Annotated in this window: 10 protein-coding genes and 1 pseudogene; all 11 read right to left on the bottom strand. The window is 56.1% G+C overall.

Annotated elements, in window-relative coordinates; translation table 11 throughout:
• Positions 1–346: 346 nt before the first annotated feature.
• A pseudogene (locus tag BHV64_RS08270) lies at positions 347–1247 on the bottom strand (helix-turn-helix domain-containing protein).
• Positions 1248–1548: 301 nt separating this feature from the next.
• Positions 1549–3582, bottom strand: coding sequence for a transketolase family protein (locus tag BHV64_RS08265; RefSeq protein ID WP_019151273.1), 2034 nt, complete (start codon positions 3580–3582; stop codon positions 1549–1551).
• A 31-nt stretch (positions 3583–3613) separates the two neighbouring features.
• A complete protein-coding gene (locus BHV64_RS08260) occupies positions 3614–4594 on the bottom strand; it encodes an endonuclease/exonuclease/phosphatase family protein (RefSeq protein ID WP_217727896.1) in 981 nt (326 codons plus the stop codon).
• A gap of 17 nt (positions 4595–4611) precedes the next feature.
• Positions 4612–5667 carry an NAD(P)H-dependent glycerol-3-phosphate dehydrogenase gene (locus tag BHV64_RS08255; protein WP_217727895.1) on the bottom strand — a complete coding sequence of 352 codons (1056 nt, stop codon included), beginning with the start codon at positions 5665–5667 and terminating at the stop codon, positions 4612–4614.
• A gap of 28 nt (positions 5668–5695) precedes the next feature.
• Complete coding sequence (locus BHV64_RS08250; RefSeq protein WP_217727894.1) at positions 5696–6511, bottom strand: glycerophosphodiester phosphodiesterase; 816 nt, start codon at positions 6509–6511, stop codon at positions 5696–5698.
• A gap of 34 nt (positions 6512–6545) precedes the next feature.
• Positions 6546–8744 carry a glycerophosphodiester phosphodiesterase gene (locus BHV64_RS08245; protein ID WP_217727893.1) on the bottom strand — a complete coding sequence of 733 codons (2199 nt, stop codon included), beginning with the start codon at positions 8742–8744 and terminating at the stop codon, positions 6546–6548.
• A gap of 22 nt (positions 8745–8766) precedes the next feature.
• Positions 8767–10839, bottom strand: a complete 2073-nt coding sequence (locus BHV64_RS08240; protein WP_217727892.1) for an FISUMP domain-containing protein — start codon at positions 10837–10839, stop codon at positions 8767–8769.
• 23 nt (positions 10840–10862) lie between these two features.
• The gene (locus tag BHV64_RS08235; protein ID WP_217727891.1) at positions 10863–12368 is read right to left on the bottom strand and encodes a RagB/SusD family nutrient uptake outer membrane protein; all 1506 of its coding nucleotides are present in this window, start codon (positions 12366–12368) and stop codon (positions 10863–10865) included.
• Between the two features lie 26 nt (positions 12369–12394).
• Positions 12395–15982: a TonB-dependent receptor gene (locus BHV64_RS08230; RefSeq protein WP_217727890.1), complete on the bottom strand. Its 3588-nt coding sequence runs from the start codon at positions 15980–15982 to the stop codon at positions 12395–12397.
• A gap of 40 nt (positions 15983–16022) precedes the next feature.
• The gene (locus BHV64_RS08225) at positions 16023–17024 is read right to left on the bottom strand and encodes a FecR family protein (RefSeq protein ID WP_217727889.1); all 1002 of its coding nucleotides are present in this window, start codon (positions 17022–17024) and stop codon (positions 16023–16025) included.
• A gap of 172 nt (positions 17025–17196) precedes the next feature.
• The coding region (locus BHV64_RS08220; protein ID WP_288115723.1) for a sigma-70 family RNA polymerase sigma factor at positions 17197–17605 on the bottom strand (409 nt) is incomplete at its 5' end.

Raw genomic sequence — 17605 nt, 5'->3', positions numbered from 1 at the left:
CATTTCAAATAACCTACTGTAAGATACGAAAAATTTCCTGACCGGGCAAATTTCGGGACAACCTTTACCAATGTCAAGTCCCGGAGTGATTTGCTCCGGGACCTGATAAAGAGTTTGCTTTTTCGGACCAGTCCTCCGACAGATTTTCCGTAATCCGGATACACAAGTAGGCACGATCATCGAATGATACGTTGCCCGGTCTAATACATTTTGTCGATTTGTATATGCGGAAACATACTAAGATTTCCTTTGAAATTATGTAACAGACTAAGAAATAACAGTTCTGTTTCCCATGTATTCCTATTTTACACTCCTTTGTCGCATAAAATCCAAGAACAAAACCCTCTCAGACCGAGAGGGTTTTGTATTCATTAGGCGTATAACCGACCACCTTTTTGAACAGCCGGCTCAGATGGTGCGGATATTTGAAGCCCAGTTCGTAGGCGATTTCGCTGACCGATTTGCGGCCTTCGATCAAGAGTTCCTTGGCACGGTCGATGGTGGTCAGCTGGATGTACTCCTGCGCCGATTTCCCGGTCTCCTTCTTGATCAGATCGCCGAAATAGTTGGCCGACAGGTGCAGCCGATCGGCGCACCACGCCACCGAAGGCAGACCCAGCGACTGAGGCTTGTCCGACGTGAAATAGTCCCGCAGCAACTCTTCGAAACGGGTCAGCAGGTCCTTATTCACGTTTTCGCGCGTAACGAACTGTCGGTCGTAAAAACGGACGCAATGGTTGAGCAGCACCTCGATATTGGCCGCGATGATCTGTTTCGAGTGCTTGTCGATGGCGTGCTGCAACTCTTCCCGGATTTCGCGGAAGCAGTTGATGATGATCTGCTGCTCGCGTTCGGACATGTGCAGCGCTTCGTTCGACGAATAGGAAAAGAACGAGTAGTCGGCCATGCGCCGGGCGAGCGATGTTCCGCGCAGCAGATCGGGATGGAACATCAGACACCAGCCCTTATAGCCGTACGAGACTTTGCCGTCGTCGATGCCGGAGACTTGTCCCGGCGCGATGAAGACCAGCGTTCCTTCCCGGTAATCGTATTGGTTGCGCCCGTAAAGCAACGGCCCGCAGTTGATGTGTTTGAGGTAAATGCAGTAGAACCCGAAGTTTTTGAGACAGTGGCGCACGGATTCCAGTTCCGAAAAATCGACGACGCTTACCAGCGGATGCAGGGTTTCCACGCCCAGCAGTTCGTTGTAGTCCTGTACCGAATCCAAATTTTACGATCGTTCCCATATTCACTCGTTTTTCTACGGCAAAGGTAACCGATTTTCAGATACGCACAACCCTGTTCCGGCGGAATCCGTAATATCTATTCAGAAATTTCATGTGTATTATAATTGATATTCCTGCTCGTCTATACGATTCCTAAATTAATAAAAGCCGCGTATCACTTACACGATACGCGGCTCCACTAATTGCGATTAGGTACAATTTATAACCTTTCGGCAGATCTTCAGGATATATTGATAAACAGAAAGCCATCAACCATTCTCGACAAGTTAATATCCGTTGCCGAAGAGTAAGAACGTCGCAACTACTTCCCGAGCATCTTCTTCACTTCGGCGGCGACGGTAGCCCCGTTGTAGCCGAACTTCTCGTCGAGCACCGTGTAGGGCGCCGAGTAACCGAAATGATCCAGACCGTGAATCGTTCCCTTCTCGCCCACAAGGCCCAACAGGTTGATCGGCAGCCCCGAGGTCATGCCGTAGCGCGCAACGCCTACGGGCAACACGCTCTCCTGGTACGATTTGGGCTGGTCGCGGAACAGTCCCTCGCTCGGAACGCTCACCACGCGGACCGGAATACCCTCCGCAGCCAGCAGCTCGGCGCCTTCGACCAGCGTCGAGACCTCCGAACCCGTGGCGACCAGCACCACGGCGGGTTTGGCGGCGTCCATCACCACATAACCGCCCTTGGCGACCTGTGCGGCCTCCTCGCGGCGGCTGTCGCCCAACGTCGGCAGGTTCTTGATGTTCTGACGCGAGAGGACCAGCGCCACGGGGCGGTGCTCCTCGACGGCCAGTTTCCACGCCATGACGGTCTCTTCGCCGTCGGCCGGACGCAGCACGACCATCGAACGCTCGCCGTGGTGGTTTTTCAAATGCTCCATCAGGCGGATCTGCGCCTCATGCTCCACGGGCTGATGCGTAGGACCGTCCTCGCCCACGCGGAACGAGTCGTGCGTCCAGACATAGATCACGTGCAGACGCATCAGCGCCGAGAGGCGCACGGCCGGCTTCATGTAGTCCGAGAAGACGAAGAACGTGCCGCAGACGGGGATCACGCCGCCGTGCAGCGCCATGCCGTTCATCACGCAGGCCATCGTCAGCTCCGAGACGCCCGCCTGGAAGAATTTACCGGAGAAATCGCCCTTCGTGAACGCCTTGGTCTTCTTCAGAAATCCGTCGGTCTTGTCCGAGTTCGACAGGTCGGCCGAAGCGACGATCATGTTGTCGATCTTCTCGGCATAGACGCCCAGCACCGCAGCCGAAGCGGCGCGCGTGGCCACCCCGGCCTTCACCTCGACGGACTTATAGTCGATCTCGGGGAGTTTGCCCGAAAGGAAATCGTCGAGCTTGCGCGCCAGGTCCTTGTGCTCGGTCCGCCACGACTTCTCGACGGCGGCCTGCTTGGCGGCCCACTCCTTCAATGCCTCGCGGCGCTCGGCGAAGACCTCGCGGCTCTCCTCGAAGATGGCGAACGGATTCTCCGGATCGCCGCCCAGATTCTTCACCGTAGCGGCGAAATCGGCTCCGGCGGCCGTCAGCGGCTGGCCGTGGGTCGAAACCTTGTGCTCGAAACTCTCCCCGGCGGGACCTTTGGCACCCTTGCCCATGACCGTACGGCCGATGATGAGCGTCGGACGCTCCGTTTCGCTCTCGGCGGCGACGAGCGCCTCGCGGATCTCGTTGATGTTGTGTCCGTCGATCGACAGCACGTTCCAACCCCATGCCTCGTATTTCATGGCCACGTTCTCGGTCATCACCTCATCGACCTTCGTCGAGAGCTGGATGTTGTTCGAGTCGTAGTACATCACGAAGTTCGACAGGCCCAGATGGCCGGCGATGCGGCCCACGCCCTGCGAAATCTCCTCCTCGACGGCGCCGTCCGAGATATAGGCATAGGTCTTGTGCGCCATCCACTCGCCGAAGCGCGCGGCCATGAAACGCTCCGCGATGGCGGCGCCCAAAGCCATGGCGTGCCCCTGCCCCAGCGGGCCCGAGGTGTTCTCCACGCCGCGCAGCACGTCCACCTCGGGGTGGCCCGGCGTCACGCTGCCCCACTGGCGCAGCGACTGCAAATCCTCGGTCGAATAATGTCCCGCCAGCGCCAGCGTCGAATAGAGCATCGGCGACATGTGGCCCGGATCGAGGAAGAAGCGGTCACGGTAGGGATAAGTCATATTGTCGGGATCGTAGCGCAGGAATTCCGCGAAGAGCACCGTGATGAAATCGGCACCGCCCATAGCGCCGCCGGGGTGGCCCGACTTCGCCTTTTCGACCATTGCTGCCGACAGGATGCGGATGTTGTCGGCTACGCGCGTCAGTTTCGAGTTCGTTGTTGACATATTGAAAAGTCGTTAGTCCCCGGAACCTGCATCAGCGCATGTCGAAATCGATGATGATCGGGCGGTGATCCGAAGGATGCCAGAAATTGCGCAACTCCTGCGGATCGCGGACCGGCGTAGTGTACTCGTCGCTTACGATCCGTGCACTGACGATCCGATCGTAAAGCGGACGAGTGCAGTAAACATAATCTATCCGGGAACGTCGGCCGGTCGTCGTCTGGAATTCGCCGGGATATTTCGCTGCGATCACATCCACATACGGCGTGTACTGACGTATATAATCATGGACCAGAAAGGCGGTCGTATCCTCCGGAAATCCGTACTCGTAATTATCGACGCGCGATTTGGAGTTGAAGTCGCCCATCATCATCCACAGTTGTTTTTCCGCACCGGGAACCGATCCGATCGTATGGCTGCACACGTATTCGATCTCCGTCCGGCGGAACTTGTCGCCCTCACGAACCGCGGCGCTGGCCTTGCGTTCCTGCTTGTCGGTCAGACCGAACCCGTAGACCTGCGGCCACGTATGCAGCGAGACGATATTGAGCGTATGACCGTTTTTCCGGATCTGCGCCCATCCCGCACCGTGGGAGACAATGCTGTCGGGAACAGCCCCGATCAGACGGGCCACGTTCTCGATCGGGTATTTCGACGTAATGACCTGCGGGAAATTGTCGCGGTGTCCGCCCTTATACCAGTATTCATGTCCGTAGCGCCGGGCCAGTTCGCCCCAATGTTCCGGCAGATAGGCTTCTTCGGGCTTTACCTTCTCGTCCGAGGCTGTTCTGTAGTTGCTTACGGCTTCGCACCACACGCAGACGTCGGGATTCTGGGCGCTCACCCAATCGACGAAACGCGTATAGTTGTCGCCCTGCCCCGACCACATGCCGTTCTGGATGTTCCAGTAGAGCAGACGCAGATTCGTTTCATCCGCTTGCCGCTGCGCACATCCCGGCAGCAGGGTCAGGACGAACAGACCGACGGTCGCGGCCGCTTTGATTGCTGTTTTCATTGCTGTAGCCGCTTCGTTCAGTTTGCCGTATGATCGAATGTAAACGCCTCCCACGGAAGTTCGGCATCCTTTTCGTTGTCGAGAACGTCATTGGCATGCACCAGCATCGGGAAGTCCTGCAGGGATACCTGCCCCAGTTCCGCTTTGCGGTAAATCGCCTTTGCGACCCGGCGCGCCACGACCAGCGATTCGAGTGTCACACCGGCCAGAATGTCCATCGCTTCGGCGTAACTCTTCCCCTCACCGAGCAGAATGCCGATTTTGCGGGTCCGACCGCCGTAAACCGTCACATACAGATCTCCGATGCCGATATTCTCGCAGTCTTCGGTCGCTTGCTGTATTTTAAGCAAACGGCGCATCTCCTTGACCGCTTGATAGAACGCTCCGGCCTGCGAGTTATAGTGTAACCCGGCATCCGCGCCATGATGGCGATTGACCAAACCAATGGTCATGGCTACGGCCAGCGCATACGCGTTTTTCAACGCCACGGCGCTCTCAAGACCGATCACGTCATGGGTCAGCGAAATGTGATAGTAGGAGGTCGAAAGCGTCTCTTTGAAGAGCCGGAGGGCCGCGGTGTCCTTGCCGCAGAAAGCCACCTCGGTCTGGTCGTGGAATACCAGTTCATAAGAGGTGCAGGGGCCGCCGACCGCACAGACCTCCCGGTCGATACCTCTTTTCTTCAACTCCGACTGCCAATAATCGGGATAGGAAATCAACGTTCCGTCTTCGAGATTGATAAGTCCCTTGGTGACCGACAGCACCGGCAGCCGGGGATCGAGATTTACCAGTATCTCATTCAGGAACCAATCCACGCCGAATGACGAAACCCCTCCGATGACGAAATCGGCTCCGGAGACAGCCTCCTTGTATTCCTCGATCTGATAATATTTTACTCCGGCGGGGAATGCTCTGTCGAATTTGGGATGTTTGTTGCTGCGGCGGCATTCGTCGATAATGTCGCGGTCGAGGTGCGTGCCTACCAGACGCACTTCGTGACCGTTTTCGGCGGCAGGGAATGCCAGTGCGGAGCCCATCATGCCGGAGCCGATGATTGTGATTACTTTTTTCATGATAAATTGAAGTTATGGATTGTGTGTTTTATCTGATCAGGTTGCAGGCGCCGTTGCGGGCGGTTTCCGCTGTCCGGAGCGCATCGAGATACGTCTTGGTCCTATCGGGGAAATTACTCGAAATGAAATCCACCTTATGTTTGACGGCCCAGTCCACGATCTCCGGATTGTCTACGATCCAGAGTGTCGATTCCACGCCGATCTCGTTCATGCGGTCGATCAGTTCGGGCCGGTTCATAAACACATATATGCTGTAAGAGAGTTGGAATCCCTCCTTTTTCGCAACATCGGCATCGATGGGCGTCCAAAGCGAATTGGAAATATACAGCGTCTTGTTCTTCGGGGCCAGGCGTCGGAATTCCCTGCAGGCATGCTCGCTGAAAGAGGTGAATTCCATTTGGTCCAGCATATTCAGCTTCTTGCAGAGCATCACGATTTCCTCGACGATTCGGGTTTCGATCTCGGGCGTTTTGTGTTTCTTCAATTCCAGAATCAACTTCGTTTCGGGAACCTTCCGGCCCTGGTTCAGAAATTCGCGGAGCGTAGGTATCCGGTTGCCGCCCGGCAGTACGAACCTGCTGATTTCCGCATACGTGTTCTTCTGGGCGTCGAGCCGGTCGCCGATTTTCGGGCCGTGGACGACGATCAGCTCGCCGTCGGCTGTTCGGTTGACGTCGAATTCCACACCGTAGACACCTAACTGCTGTGCATTGATCAGACTCGATATCGTATTTTCATCCGATCCCGGCGTCGTGTAAAAGCCGCGGTGCGCGACCAGACGGGGTTGTGCGGAAACGAATGCCGCACCGACGAGCGCAAGGCCCGCCAACAATAGTTTTTTCATTTTCCGAATAATTTGGAGTTCGTATTTTTTCGTGTTATTTTTCGTCGTTGTAACCGTTGTTCGTCAGGGTCAACGTCACTTTGGTTCCGTATCCGGCGAACATCCAATCCGCGAGGTTGTCGGCCGAGATGACGATCTCCGTACCTTGTTTGTCCGTCACGGTTCCGGCAATCTTGCAGTCGCTGACGGTGAAGCCCGCTTTATTGGGACGCCCGGCGAGCATGCCTACCGATTTGCCGCCCTTGGGACAGCCGACATAGGCCGAAGCTGTCGTCCGGCAGTCATTCACAATGCTCGCAGCACCTCCGTTATTGCCGAATATGCCGCCGAAGTAGTTGTTGGCACCGGCTTGCGCAGCCGAAATCCGTCCGCTGAAAGTGCATCCTTCGACCAGTCCGACACAATCCTTGTCGGCCATGGCCACAATACCGCCTATCACGACATCGCGTGTGGTGGCGTCCGTACTTTCGATCGTTCCGGAGAACGAACATCCGCTGATTCGGTAAGCGCCCTGCACATGGGCTACGATGCCCGACGCGCGCACTTTCGACGGCCCGGCAATGCCGATCGTGCCCGTACTGGAGCATTCTTCGACGATGAGCCGGTAGTTCGACGTTTCGCCAGGAACGAGTTGCTTGCTGACCGTCTTGCCCGCAATGCCGCCCATGAAGTTCCATCCCGAATTACTGCCGGCATTGCTGAAGTCGGCAGTATTGTGGCAACCGGCAATCGTGTACAGCCCGTCGTCTTCCTGAACGGCTCCGACAAAGCCTCCGATCATATAAAGAGCAGGCGATGAAAACGAGATATTTCCGGAGTTCCGGCAGTTGCGAAGCGTCACGCCGTTGAAAGCCTTCCCGACGAATCCACTAAGGATCATGGTGCGCGACGTGGCATCGGCAGCGTCGGCAACGACGATTTCGGCCTGGTTCGTACAATTTTCGATCGTCGCATTGTCGGTTTCGGCCGCGAATGCTCCCAGATGGACCTCGCTGTCATCACTGCGTACCGATTCGAAGCGTCCGGCGACGGTCAGATTCCGGACCGTGCCGCTGAGACGTCTGAACAGACCGACCTGCTGCGCGTCGCCGCGATAATCGATCGTGAGCGTCCTGCCGTTTCCGTTGAACGTGCCCGAAAAATTCGGCAAAGGTGCAAGCCCGTCCAGCGTCAGATCGCAATGGAGCACCACCTCGCCGTTACCGTCGAGAAAACGGCGCCCCGACGGATCGGTGGCGAGCGATTCTGCGAAAGCCTCGAAATCCGTCTCGCTGCGAATACCGTCGTAGACCTTGTAAGCCTGGTCGATCTTTTCGATCAGCCACTTGGGATAGTTCGAACACAACGTGCGAAAACGCTTGTAATTCGCAATGTAATAATTTACGGCAGCGGTCGAATAAACAGCATTGCCGTCGCCCGCGCGCTGATCGACGTTGTAAACAGACAAAGCCACACCCGCTTTTTCGTACTCCTCGAGCGACCGGGAGCCCGTTCCGCCCGCAGCCGCCTCCATTCCGCTCGTTGCCGAAAGGTTGGCCCATCCGAAGCCGAGCGTGCCGTATTCTTTTCCGGAACGCGACGAGTTCATGCCGATAGGCACATCGGCGATCACGGCGAAATTGTGCGCAGCCTTCATTGCATCGAGGTTGAATCCCGTGCAGATCAGTTCGACGAAATGCTTCGCTTTCATCTCGGTCACGATCTCGCATGCACGGCGTGCCGCATTGACCACATATTCGGGCTGGGCATAGGGCTTGTCCACACGCTTGACGTCGAGCACCAGACGTGTACAGTTGCCCTCGACCATCACCCGGCGGATAAACTCTTCGAGCGTAGGCAACTCCTCGCCGTTCGACAGCCGTCCTGCGGCGCGCAACTCTGCCACGGTAGCCGTCCACGGTTGCAGGTTATTGACCTTGCAGTCGCCATCGGCATGCGCCACGATGATGTCGTCATCCTTGGTCCAGTAAATGTCGCACTCCATGCCGTAGCATCCCAGACTCATGGCGTACTCCAATGCCGCCATCGAGTTGTCCGGCGCACCGCATTCGGAGGCGCCTCCGCGGTGTGCGACGATGGTATTGGAGCACGCCGCCGGCTTCATGAATCCGTCATCGACCGGAATACTCGGATCGGGAATCCTGCTCCAATCGGGCTGATCGGGCCATTCGTCTTTCGTACAACCGGCGAAAGCGACGGCCAATGTCAACAGGCATATGATTTTTCGTATCATGATTCTTTTTTTGATTTGTTCCTTATTTATAATTCTTCACGCAGCGTATCGCAGCACCCGAACCGTTGCCCAGATCGAATCCGTCATTCAGCGTCATGTCGGTTTTGGTGTGCCCGCTAATGTATATGCGCCAGAACGAAGTTTTCTTGGAGGTATACTGCCCCAGAAGCGGAATCCACGCATAGAATCGGGGATCGCTGGAGGTAGCGCCGTAATTATATCCGGTATCGTAGAGGCGCCATCCCTGAATGAACATGTTGAATCCAAAATCTGGCGCCAGCGGCGATATGGGCGATCCGGAGGAATAGGTATTCCATGAAGCGTCGAACAGAATCGTCGACAGATTGGCGATCGAACCTCCGCCGATGGCCTTATAGCTGGCCGACGACTCGGCAATTTCGTACCGCGAACCTTTCGAAGCCTGCGCTGCGGCCCAGATCAGGTCTCGCCAGTCCTGAAGGTTGGCGATATGCCAGCCATAGGGACAAATTCCCTGTATCTGCATCTTCAACACGGGATGATCGGCCTCGGCTTTCGCATCGTCATCAGCTGCCGCAAGCGTTGCCATGAGGATGTTTTCGATCGTAACGGAGGTTCCGGTAGCATCGACCAGCACGGCTCCCGGCTCGCCGTAAGGCGAAACGATCTGATAGGCATTGTTCAATGCTCCGTTGGGCAGCCCCGTAACAGCCTCGAAAGAGGAGTACAGCCGGCCATATTTGGAAGCCAGCGGGGTTCCGTCGTCCGCCCGAAGCTCTTCGATGCTGCCGCCGTTTTCGGCCGTATCGTAAGCCGGATTGCGAACGTCGTAGGGCTGGGTCGTATCGCTGGGTTTGCCGTATCCTCCGGTCTTCGTGCCGCCGACGAGTCCCGATCCGAGTTTGATGGCCCCGATGCCGGGCCCGCCGTTCCAATGCAGGCTGACGGTCATCCATGTCTTGACTCCGCCGGCCGCCGTCGGGTAATCCTTCGTAGGATAGTTCGCAAGTTCTTCGTCGGGCATGCAATTGGGCGTGTTGTTCTGACGCACCCAGTTCCACGTACCCGCAGCGAAATCCACCGTCAGCGTACGATAGCCGTTCGCCTCGATTTTCAGATCCGAGGCCGTGACATTCCCGTCCCAATTTTTCAGTTCGCCGTCGGCACCGAGATACCAACCCGGATCGCCGGCCCGTGAATCCTTGTTGATGCAGACCAGATTGTCCTCCGTGGCGAAGAAGAATCCACTGGCAGAATAGGAATTGTCCGACTCCCGTTTCATCTGCAACGCCGTGGCGGCCTCTTCACCGAGTGCCGAGCCGTAAACATAATAGTATTCCGCCTTTTTAAGCTGTACGACGGGGATATTCACCGATGCTTTGCTCGTCTGGTCGTCGCCCACGGTGATCGTCAGCGTCGCCCGGCGATCCCGTTCCATGTCGTCCCACGGCTCGGCGGTCAGCATCAGCAAACCTTCGCCGCGATGCTCGGCGGTCAGCCATCCCTCGGAACCGCCCTCCTCGTAAGCGATCGAATAGGCATATTTGTCGCCCATATTCGTGGTATAGGCCAGATCGACAGGATCGCCCTGAAAAGAGATCTCTACCGATTCGAGCGCCGGAACCACCTCGGCATCGGCCAGTTCACCGTACTGGAGCAACTCGTAATCCTGCACCGTGCCGTCCTCGGCCGTAATGCGCACCGTACACCGGCGTCCGTATCCAGTATTGGGCAATGCCGTCAATTCGAAGCCGGATTGCGTCACGGCGACGGTATTCGGTCCGGTGACCTCCGTATACTGCGAAACGACGGGTACCCGCTGAATCATCGCCCACGGCCCGGTCTCATCGACTGCCGGCGTCCAGTCTACGAGTTCCGCCTCCCACTTCATGTGAGATACGCGGGTCCCGACTTTGACCAGCACCACCGACGTGATGTTGCTGTTCCCCGACACGGACGCAGTCCCGTCCGCCTCGAACGCTTCGATCTCAGGACTGATGCGAATCCGTGTCGTCCGGTCTTCCAGATCCGTATGGTCCTCGTAGCAGGCTGTCAGAAGCAGCGCCGCCGCAGTCGCCAGCCCCCTCCCGATATATTTCTTGAAATTCTGTCTCATGTTCCGTAATTTTAGGTTTTCGATCAATACCATCCCTCCGTTTGGGCGAGGTTCGAATTCTTGTCGCGGGCGCTCTTGCTGATGGGCCACAGCAGAATGTTGACAGCATCCTTGCGCGCCTTCAGATCTGCATTGTACTCCCATATCCGGTCGAGGCGGATCAAGGCCCACCAGACGACGCCTTCGCAAGGAAACTCCAGCAAGTATTCGTTGCATAATGCTTTCAGGACATCGCTTTGCGTGGCGGAAGTATAGAAATTCTCCTTTCCGTACGCCCGTTTGGCAATGATGTTCAGCGAGGCCAGTGCCCCCGTATAGTCCCTGCGGTAATATTTCAGCTCGGCATCCAGCATTACGGCAAGGGCATAACGATAGTAGAGGATGTCGCAGTCCCGGATCATCGGACTGCTGTCCGCGTTGCCGATGAACTTGTTCGGCCACGTGACCACCGCCTTGTTTCCTCTTCCGTAGGGTCCCTCGCCAAGATTGGTCTTCACGCGCATGTCGTTGTTTTCCGTCTGACTTTTGTGCAGCAGTTCGAGGTATTCATCGCCATAGTCCAGATATTGCACGGTCGTATTCGTCGGTACGGTCACTGGGGCATTGGGATCGATAGCACCGTCGGAAAAGGCGAAATAGGTCGAAAATCCCCCGGTCTTGTTTTCATCGCGGCTGTTGTAGAGCGCGAATACGACTTCGTTCGAATTCTTGTTGTTCGAACCGTATCCGTCGAATATCTTGGCATAATCGGTCAGCAGTCGGTTGTCGCCGGCCTTGATTCCGATGGCTGCAAGCGCCTCCCCGGCCATCGTCAGGTAGTTGTCGCCGCCGTTCTGCACCGCATACATCCACAGCGCGTATTCGGCCTTGAGCATGTTGACGGCATCCGCGGTAGCCAGGTATTTATCCGTTCCGAGACTGCCTGCATTTTTGACAGCCAGATCGATGTCGGTCCCGATCTGGGCGTATACCGAGGCTTTGGGCGCACGGCTCGGATAGGCTTCGGGCTGTGCGACCGACTCGATGGGATTCAGGTTCAAAGGAACGTCGCCCCATAACCGCACGGCCCAGAAATAGAGATAGGCACGGGCGAACGCCGCCTGTCCGATCGCCCAGCTTCGTTTCGTATCGGTCATGGCGACCGCAGGCGCGTATTTGAGTACGGCATTGGCCTGATCGATCGCCGTATAAAGTTTCGACCAGCTGACGGCGTCCGTCGTGGAGGACATGGTATTCTGCACTACGCTCCGCAGGTCCGCGAGCCAGATCATCTCCGTGCGGCTGTTCCGCCACATGTATTCGCCCACGCGCAGCTCTCCCCAAGTCAGAACGTTGACCTGATCCTGGACAAAGTTGTCCCGCATGGCGGAGTAGATGCCGTAAGTGGAATTCTCGACCTGAATGGACGTTTTCCACATATTGCTCACGGAGAGTTTGTTGTCCTGCATGATGTCCAGGTCGCCGTGGCAGGAGACAACTCCCGCGGCAATCCATACGAGCAGGACCGATCTTATGTTTTTATAATTCATGGTTGGTTGTTTTAAGGTCTGAAACGTTAGAAAACCAGTTTGAGGCTGAAGATGATCTTGCGCGGAACCGGCATCATATTGGCGGTGATGTCGGAATTGGAATTGCTGGTCGAAACGGGCGTATACATGCCTGCGCTCGCATTGGACCCGATGCCGCTCTCCGGACTGATGGCCCCCGTAACTCCCGTCCAATAACAAAGCGTGTTGCCGGTTACGCCCACCGTCACTTTCCGGATGCCGATTTTGCGCAGCCAGTGTTCGGGCAGGTCGTAGTAGAGCGAAACGTCACGCAGACACAGATAGTCGGCTTTCTCGACCATGAAATCCGACTGGCGCCAGTTGCGGTTGCCCCAGTCGGAATCGTTGGGGAAAAAGCGGGCGTACTTGGCACCCGTATCGCCGGGATGCTGCCAGCAGTCGTATGCGATACGGCCGATCGTCGAGTTGCAGTTGCCCATGGTGTTGCGCAGCAGATGGGCCTTCATGCCGTTGATGATCGAATGTCCCAGCGCAAAGTCGCAGTAGACATTCAACGAAAGCCTCTTGTAGCGGAACGTATTGTTGATACCTCCCGTCGAGTGCGGCATGACATTGCCCAGATAGAATTGGTCCTCCTCGTTGATAATCTCTTCGCCGTCCTTGCGCGCGGAACCTTTGCGGTTGCACCATTCGTAGTCACCGGCATCTTTGCGGCCCTTGATTATGCGTCCGTCGCTTACACGGTAACCGTTCGACTGTTCGTCATAGAGTGCTGCGTCGGCTTCAGCCTCCGTTTGGATGATATGGTCGATCTTATAGCCGTATATGCGTCCCAGCGGTTCGCCGACGGCAGTACCGCCGAAGCGGTAACCGCTCTCGGACGCTTTGTATCCGCCGATACGGTATGCACGTCGGCCCGTCGCACGGCCGTCCGCGTCGATCTCGTCGTAGCCGTACTCCTCGGGCAGCGACAACACCTTGTTGCGGGTAAACGAATAGGTGATGTCGGTCGTCCAGCTGAAATGTTCCTTGCGGATATTCACCGAACTGAGTTCGACTTCCACGCCGTAGAACCGGGCGCTGCCCACGTTCGCCTTGACTGACGAATACGGACCCGTATCGGGTACAGAGATGGAGAACAGCATATTGTCCGTATGTTTGTTGTAATAGTCGAATACAAAACGCAGCCGGTCTCCGAAAAATCCCAGATCCATACCGAGGTCGAGCTGCGTGGTAGTCTCCCATTTCAGGGCCGAGTTCGCCATAGCGGACGGCAGCAATGTCGTATGTCCGTGGTACGTGCCGGTCGCAAATGCGCCGTATGCATCGTAAAGCCCGATGCCGTTGTTGCCGGTCTGACCGTAGGAGGCACGCAACTTGAACGTATTGGCCGTCTTCTTGGCATTGCGCCAGAACGGTTCCTCCGAGATGACCCATGCCACCGAACCGGCCGGGAAATAGCCCCACTGATTGCCGACGGCAAATTTGGAGGACCCGTCGGCACGAAACGTTCCCGAAACGATGTAACGGTCGTCGTAATTGTACGATGCCCGCGCGAAATAGGAGATCATCGCCTGCTTCTCGTCCTGATTGCTCGCCGTGAAGATCGAACCGGAGCCGAGTACGGGTACATCGTCCGACGAAGCCCCTTTCGCATTGGCTTTCACCTTCCAGTAATTCTGAGACATGTACTCGTAACCGCCGGTGACGTTCAGCGTATGCACGTCACGGAATGTCTTGTCGTAATTGAGATGGGCTGTGAAGATGTCCCGGGTGGTTTGCTCGCGGGTTTCGGTAGTGTTGCGCTCCAGCGAGACATTGTTGGGAGTGCCGTTGCGCTCTCCGTAGGCGTAATAGCTTCCCCTATAGGAGTTATCGAAATAGTTGTACTGCGCGAAAGCCGTCAGTCCGTCGGTGATGTTCCATTTGAGTCCGAACGTTCCCGAAGCCCGGTTGATGGCCTGTTCGCGGTCGTAGAACGACTCGTACCATCCCGCACTGTGGGCGTTGCCGTTGGAACTAAGCTGACACCAGTCACCGTTGTCGTCGAACTCGCGCGCCGTGGGTGCGGCTATGATGCCTCGGCCGATGGCCTGATAGTAATTGTCGATGAGCGGATGCTTTTTCTGGCGCGACAAGTCGAACGTAGTCGATGCTTCGAGGTTCTTCGTAATCTTGAACGACGTACTGCCGTGCAGGGTGAAGACTTTGTAACTGCTCATCGCAACCATGCCGTCGTCGCCGTGATAACTGACCGATGCGGCATATTTCAGTTTGTCGGTACCCCCGTTTACGCCGATGTACTCCTTGTGCCAGAATGCGTCGGTGAACCACTGCGACTGCCAGTCGGTATCGGTGAAGATAATCACCTTGTTGGCATCCAACGGATCGTACATCCATTGATAACCTGCCGGGACCGGCTGCCCGTAATCGAGATAACGGGTCGAATAGTTGGCGTTCGGAGCCGTATTTCCCGTACCATAGGCATTGGGGCCCGAAAGCATGGCCTTCGCGTTATGCTCGATGCCGTTCGCATAGGCTTTGCTGATAACGGGACGCAGAAAATTGATGTATTCGCGGGCATCCATGAAATCCCATTTGCGCGAAGGAGACGAACAGCCCAGCTGAAGGTCGAACACGATCTGAGGTCCCTTTGCCAGCGAACCTTTTTTGGTCGTGACCAAAATTACGCCGTTGGATGCCCGGGCACCATAGATACTGGCCGATGCGGCATCCTTGAGGACCTCCATCGACTCGATGTCGTTCGTGTTGATACCGGTCAGATCCTCGCGCAGAGCTCCGTCCACGATGTAGATCGGATCGTTGCCCATCGTGATGGACGATCCTCCGCGGATCATCATGCGGGGGGACTCTCCGGCTATGGCGTTGCTCGTCTGTACATGCAGACCCGCAACCCGGCCTTTCAGTGCATCACCCACGGTTGCGGCCGGCGCATTGTCGAGGACCTCGCCGCTGACTTTCGAGATAGCGGTCGAGAGCGTACGGCGCGATTGCGTGCCGTAACCGATCACCACCACTTCATTCACCAGTGTCGAGCTTTCTGCCAGCGTCACGTCGATCTCCGTCCGGGCTCCTACCTTTTCCCGGCGTTCGTCGTAACCGATATACGAAAAGACCAGCGTATCCCCGGACTTCGCCCTGATCCGGAAATTTCCGGAGGCATCGGTCGTCGTCCCGACCATCGTCCCGTCGATCAGCACGGTGACCCCGACAAGCGGCAGTCCGTTCGGGCCTTTCACTTGTCCGGTTACGGTTGATTCCTGCGGTGACCCGGCGGCCGAAGGCTGAGACGGGACTTTCGTAATCAGAATACTTTTATCGTTGATGATACAGTTCACGCCCTGACCCGCAAAGATGCGGTCCACAACCGCTTGCAGTTCTTCGTTCCGGGCCTGGATGTTCACCGGAGCTTTCATGTCCACATCGCCGGCCTTGACCGAGAGCGAATATCCCTGCTGCTGTAGTGCGATCACTGCCTGCTGGATCGTTGCGTTCTTCAGGTTCAGGCTGATCCTCCGCGTCTGGGCATGCAAAGGAACGGTACAGACCATGCACACCGCGGCGCAAAGAATCCATAACCGGCTCCGGGTGTGAAAAGTGAATGTTTTTTCCATAGATGAAGTTTTGAGTTTATAGGTTGTTTTTATCGGATGGTCATTTCTTGTAAAGATGAATAATCTCCCCTTCACGGCGGTGTCTCATGTCACCGTTCTGCTCCAAAATGGAGAGAATCTCGTCCAGTGTTTCGTGATTTATGAAAACAGAATAATAGCGTTCGTCGGCCAGTTGCTGGCTGTCGATGACGATCTTCACGTCAAACGTGCGTTCGAGTTGCCGGGCGATATCCGAAAGCCGTGAATTGATGAATGTCAGATGACCGTCGTCCATGCCGTTGGCGAACGTCCCGCCGGGAAACCGCATCGACGTGACACGCCCCGACCGTTTGTCTACTTTGACCATGTCGCCCGGAGTCATCTGGATCTTGCAGTTCTGTTGCAGGTTTTTAGTCTGCATGTCTATAGTACCCGAAAGCAAAGCGATCTCCACTTCACTGTCATTCACATAGGAACTGACCCGAAACGAGGTGCCGTGCACCAGAATATCGACGTCGTCGGCCGAGAGCACGAAACTGCGCTTGGGATTTTTGGCGATGTCAGCATAAGCCTCTCCGCAGAGAAACACCCGCCGCTCCTTTCCGGCGAACCGGTCGGGATAGATCAGCCTGCTTCCGGAATTGATGACGATCTGCGAGCCGTCGGCAAGAACCACGCTCCGGGTCTGACCGTAAGGAGCATAGATTTCCTGCCATTTCGGAGCGAAGTGCATATGCCCGACCAGTGCATAAAGCGCGACGGCCAGAACAGGAATTGCGATCATTGCCGCCACGACCGCGACCTTTCTGAATATCGGCCGGACACCTTGCAGCGACGGCTGTGCGACACTCCGGAATCCGATGCGTTCCCGTACGCGGATATACGCCTTCTGCACCCGGTCCTGAGACATGTCAGGCGACAGCGCATCCCAGTATTCCCGCATTAGCCGTTGTTTCGTCTCTCTGTCGAACGGAGCTGCGAACCACTCGGCAAACTCTTTACGCACACTGCGGGGCTGGCGATAGCTCAGATAAATACTGATGATTTTTCGGATTTTCGACATATGTGGTATTTCGGTTGTTTGGGTTTCAAATTATCATGGAAGAGAAGCGCTCCTTTATCGTTTTCCGGGATTGATGGAAAGACCCGATTCCCGCCTTTGCTTATAAGACACGCCGGAGGGGTTCGACACACAATGACAAATGTTTTTTTCGAGATTACCCGGCGAAGTGTTATCAGTGCATGAAAAAAAGAAGCGAGAAGACGCCCAATGCCTCGCGTAGTTTCTTCAATGCGAGCGTCAGGTGGTTTTCGACCGTCCGTTTCGAGATGTTGAGTTCATCGGCAATGGCCTGGTTGTCCATTCCGGCGTAACGGCTCATTTCGAATACCCGGCGGCGTTGTTCGGGCATCCGGCAGACGACAAGCCGGATGAAAAGCTCTTTTTCACGGGAATAGTATTCCTTTTCGAACGATTCGTCCGGCAGCGTCTCCTCGATCTGAATATATTGTTCCCAATCGATATTGGTCATCCGGCGAATCGCGTTGAGAGCGGCGTTACGCGCCATGCGATAAACATATCCGTTGAACGAAGCGACCCGCCCCTGAAAGATGTCGCGCCGTTCCCAAATCTTCAGAAAAATG

The sequence above is a fragment of the Alistipes sp. 56_sp_Nov_56_25 genome (genome assembly GCF_001915285.1).
GTDB classification, from domain to species: Bacteria; Bacteroidota; Bacteroidia; order Bacteroidales; family Rikenellaceae; genus Alistipes; species Alistipes shahii.
Note: the sequence above shows the minus strand (reverse complement) of the source record. Positions and strands in the feature narration are given on the sequence as shown.

What these genes read in the sequence shown, in the direction of transcription:
- BHV64_RS08225 (WP_217727889.1), bottom strand. Translation starts at nt 17,024, where the DNA reads ATGTCGAAAATCCGAAAAATCATCAGTATTTATCTGAGCTATCGCCAG.
- BHV64_RS08255 (WP_217727895.1), bottom strand. Translation starts at nt 5,667, where the DNA reads ATGAAAAAAGTAATCACAATCATCGGCTCCGGCATGATGGGCTCCGCA.
- BHV64_RS08250 (WP_217727894.1), bottom strand. Translation starts at nt 6,511, where the DNA reads ATGAAAAAACTATTGTTGGCGGGCCTTGCGCTCGTCGGTGCGGCATTC.
- BHV64_RS08265 (WP_019151273.1), bottom strand. Translation starts at nt 3,582, where the DNA reads ATGTCAACAACGAACTCGAAACTGACGCGCGTAGCCGACAACATCCGC.
- BHV64_RS08235 (WP_217727891.1), bottom strand. Translation starts at nt 12,368, where the DNA reads ATGAATTATAAAAACATAAGATCGGTCCTGCTCGTATGGATTGCCGCG.
- BHV64_RS08240 (WP_217727892.1), bottom strand. Translation starts at nt 10,839, where the DNA reads ATGAGACAGAATTTCAAGAAATATATCGGGAGGGGGCTGGCGACTGCG.
- BHV64_RS08260 (WP_217727896.1), bottom strand. Translation starts at nt 4,594, where the DNA reads ATGAAAACAGCAATCAAAGCGGCCGCGACCGTCGGTCTGTTCGTCCTG.
- BHV64_RS08230 (WP_217727890.1), bottom strand. Translation starts at nt 15,982, where the DNA reads ATGGAAAAAACATTCACTTTTCACACCCGGAGCCGGTTATGGATTCTT.
- BHV64_RS08245 (WP_217727893.1), bottom strand. Translation starts at nt 8,744, where the DNA reads ATGATACGAAAAATCATATGCCTGTTGACATTGGCCGTCGCTTTCGCC.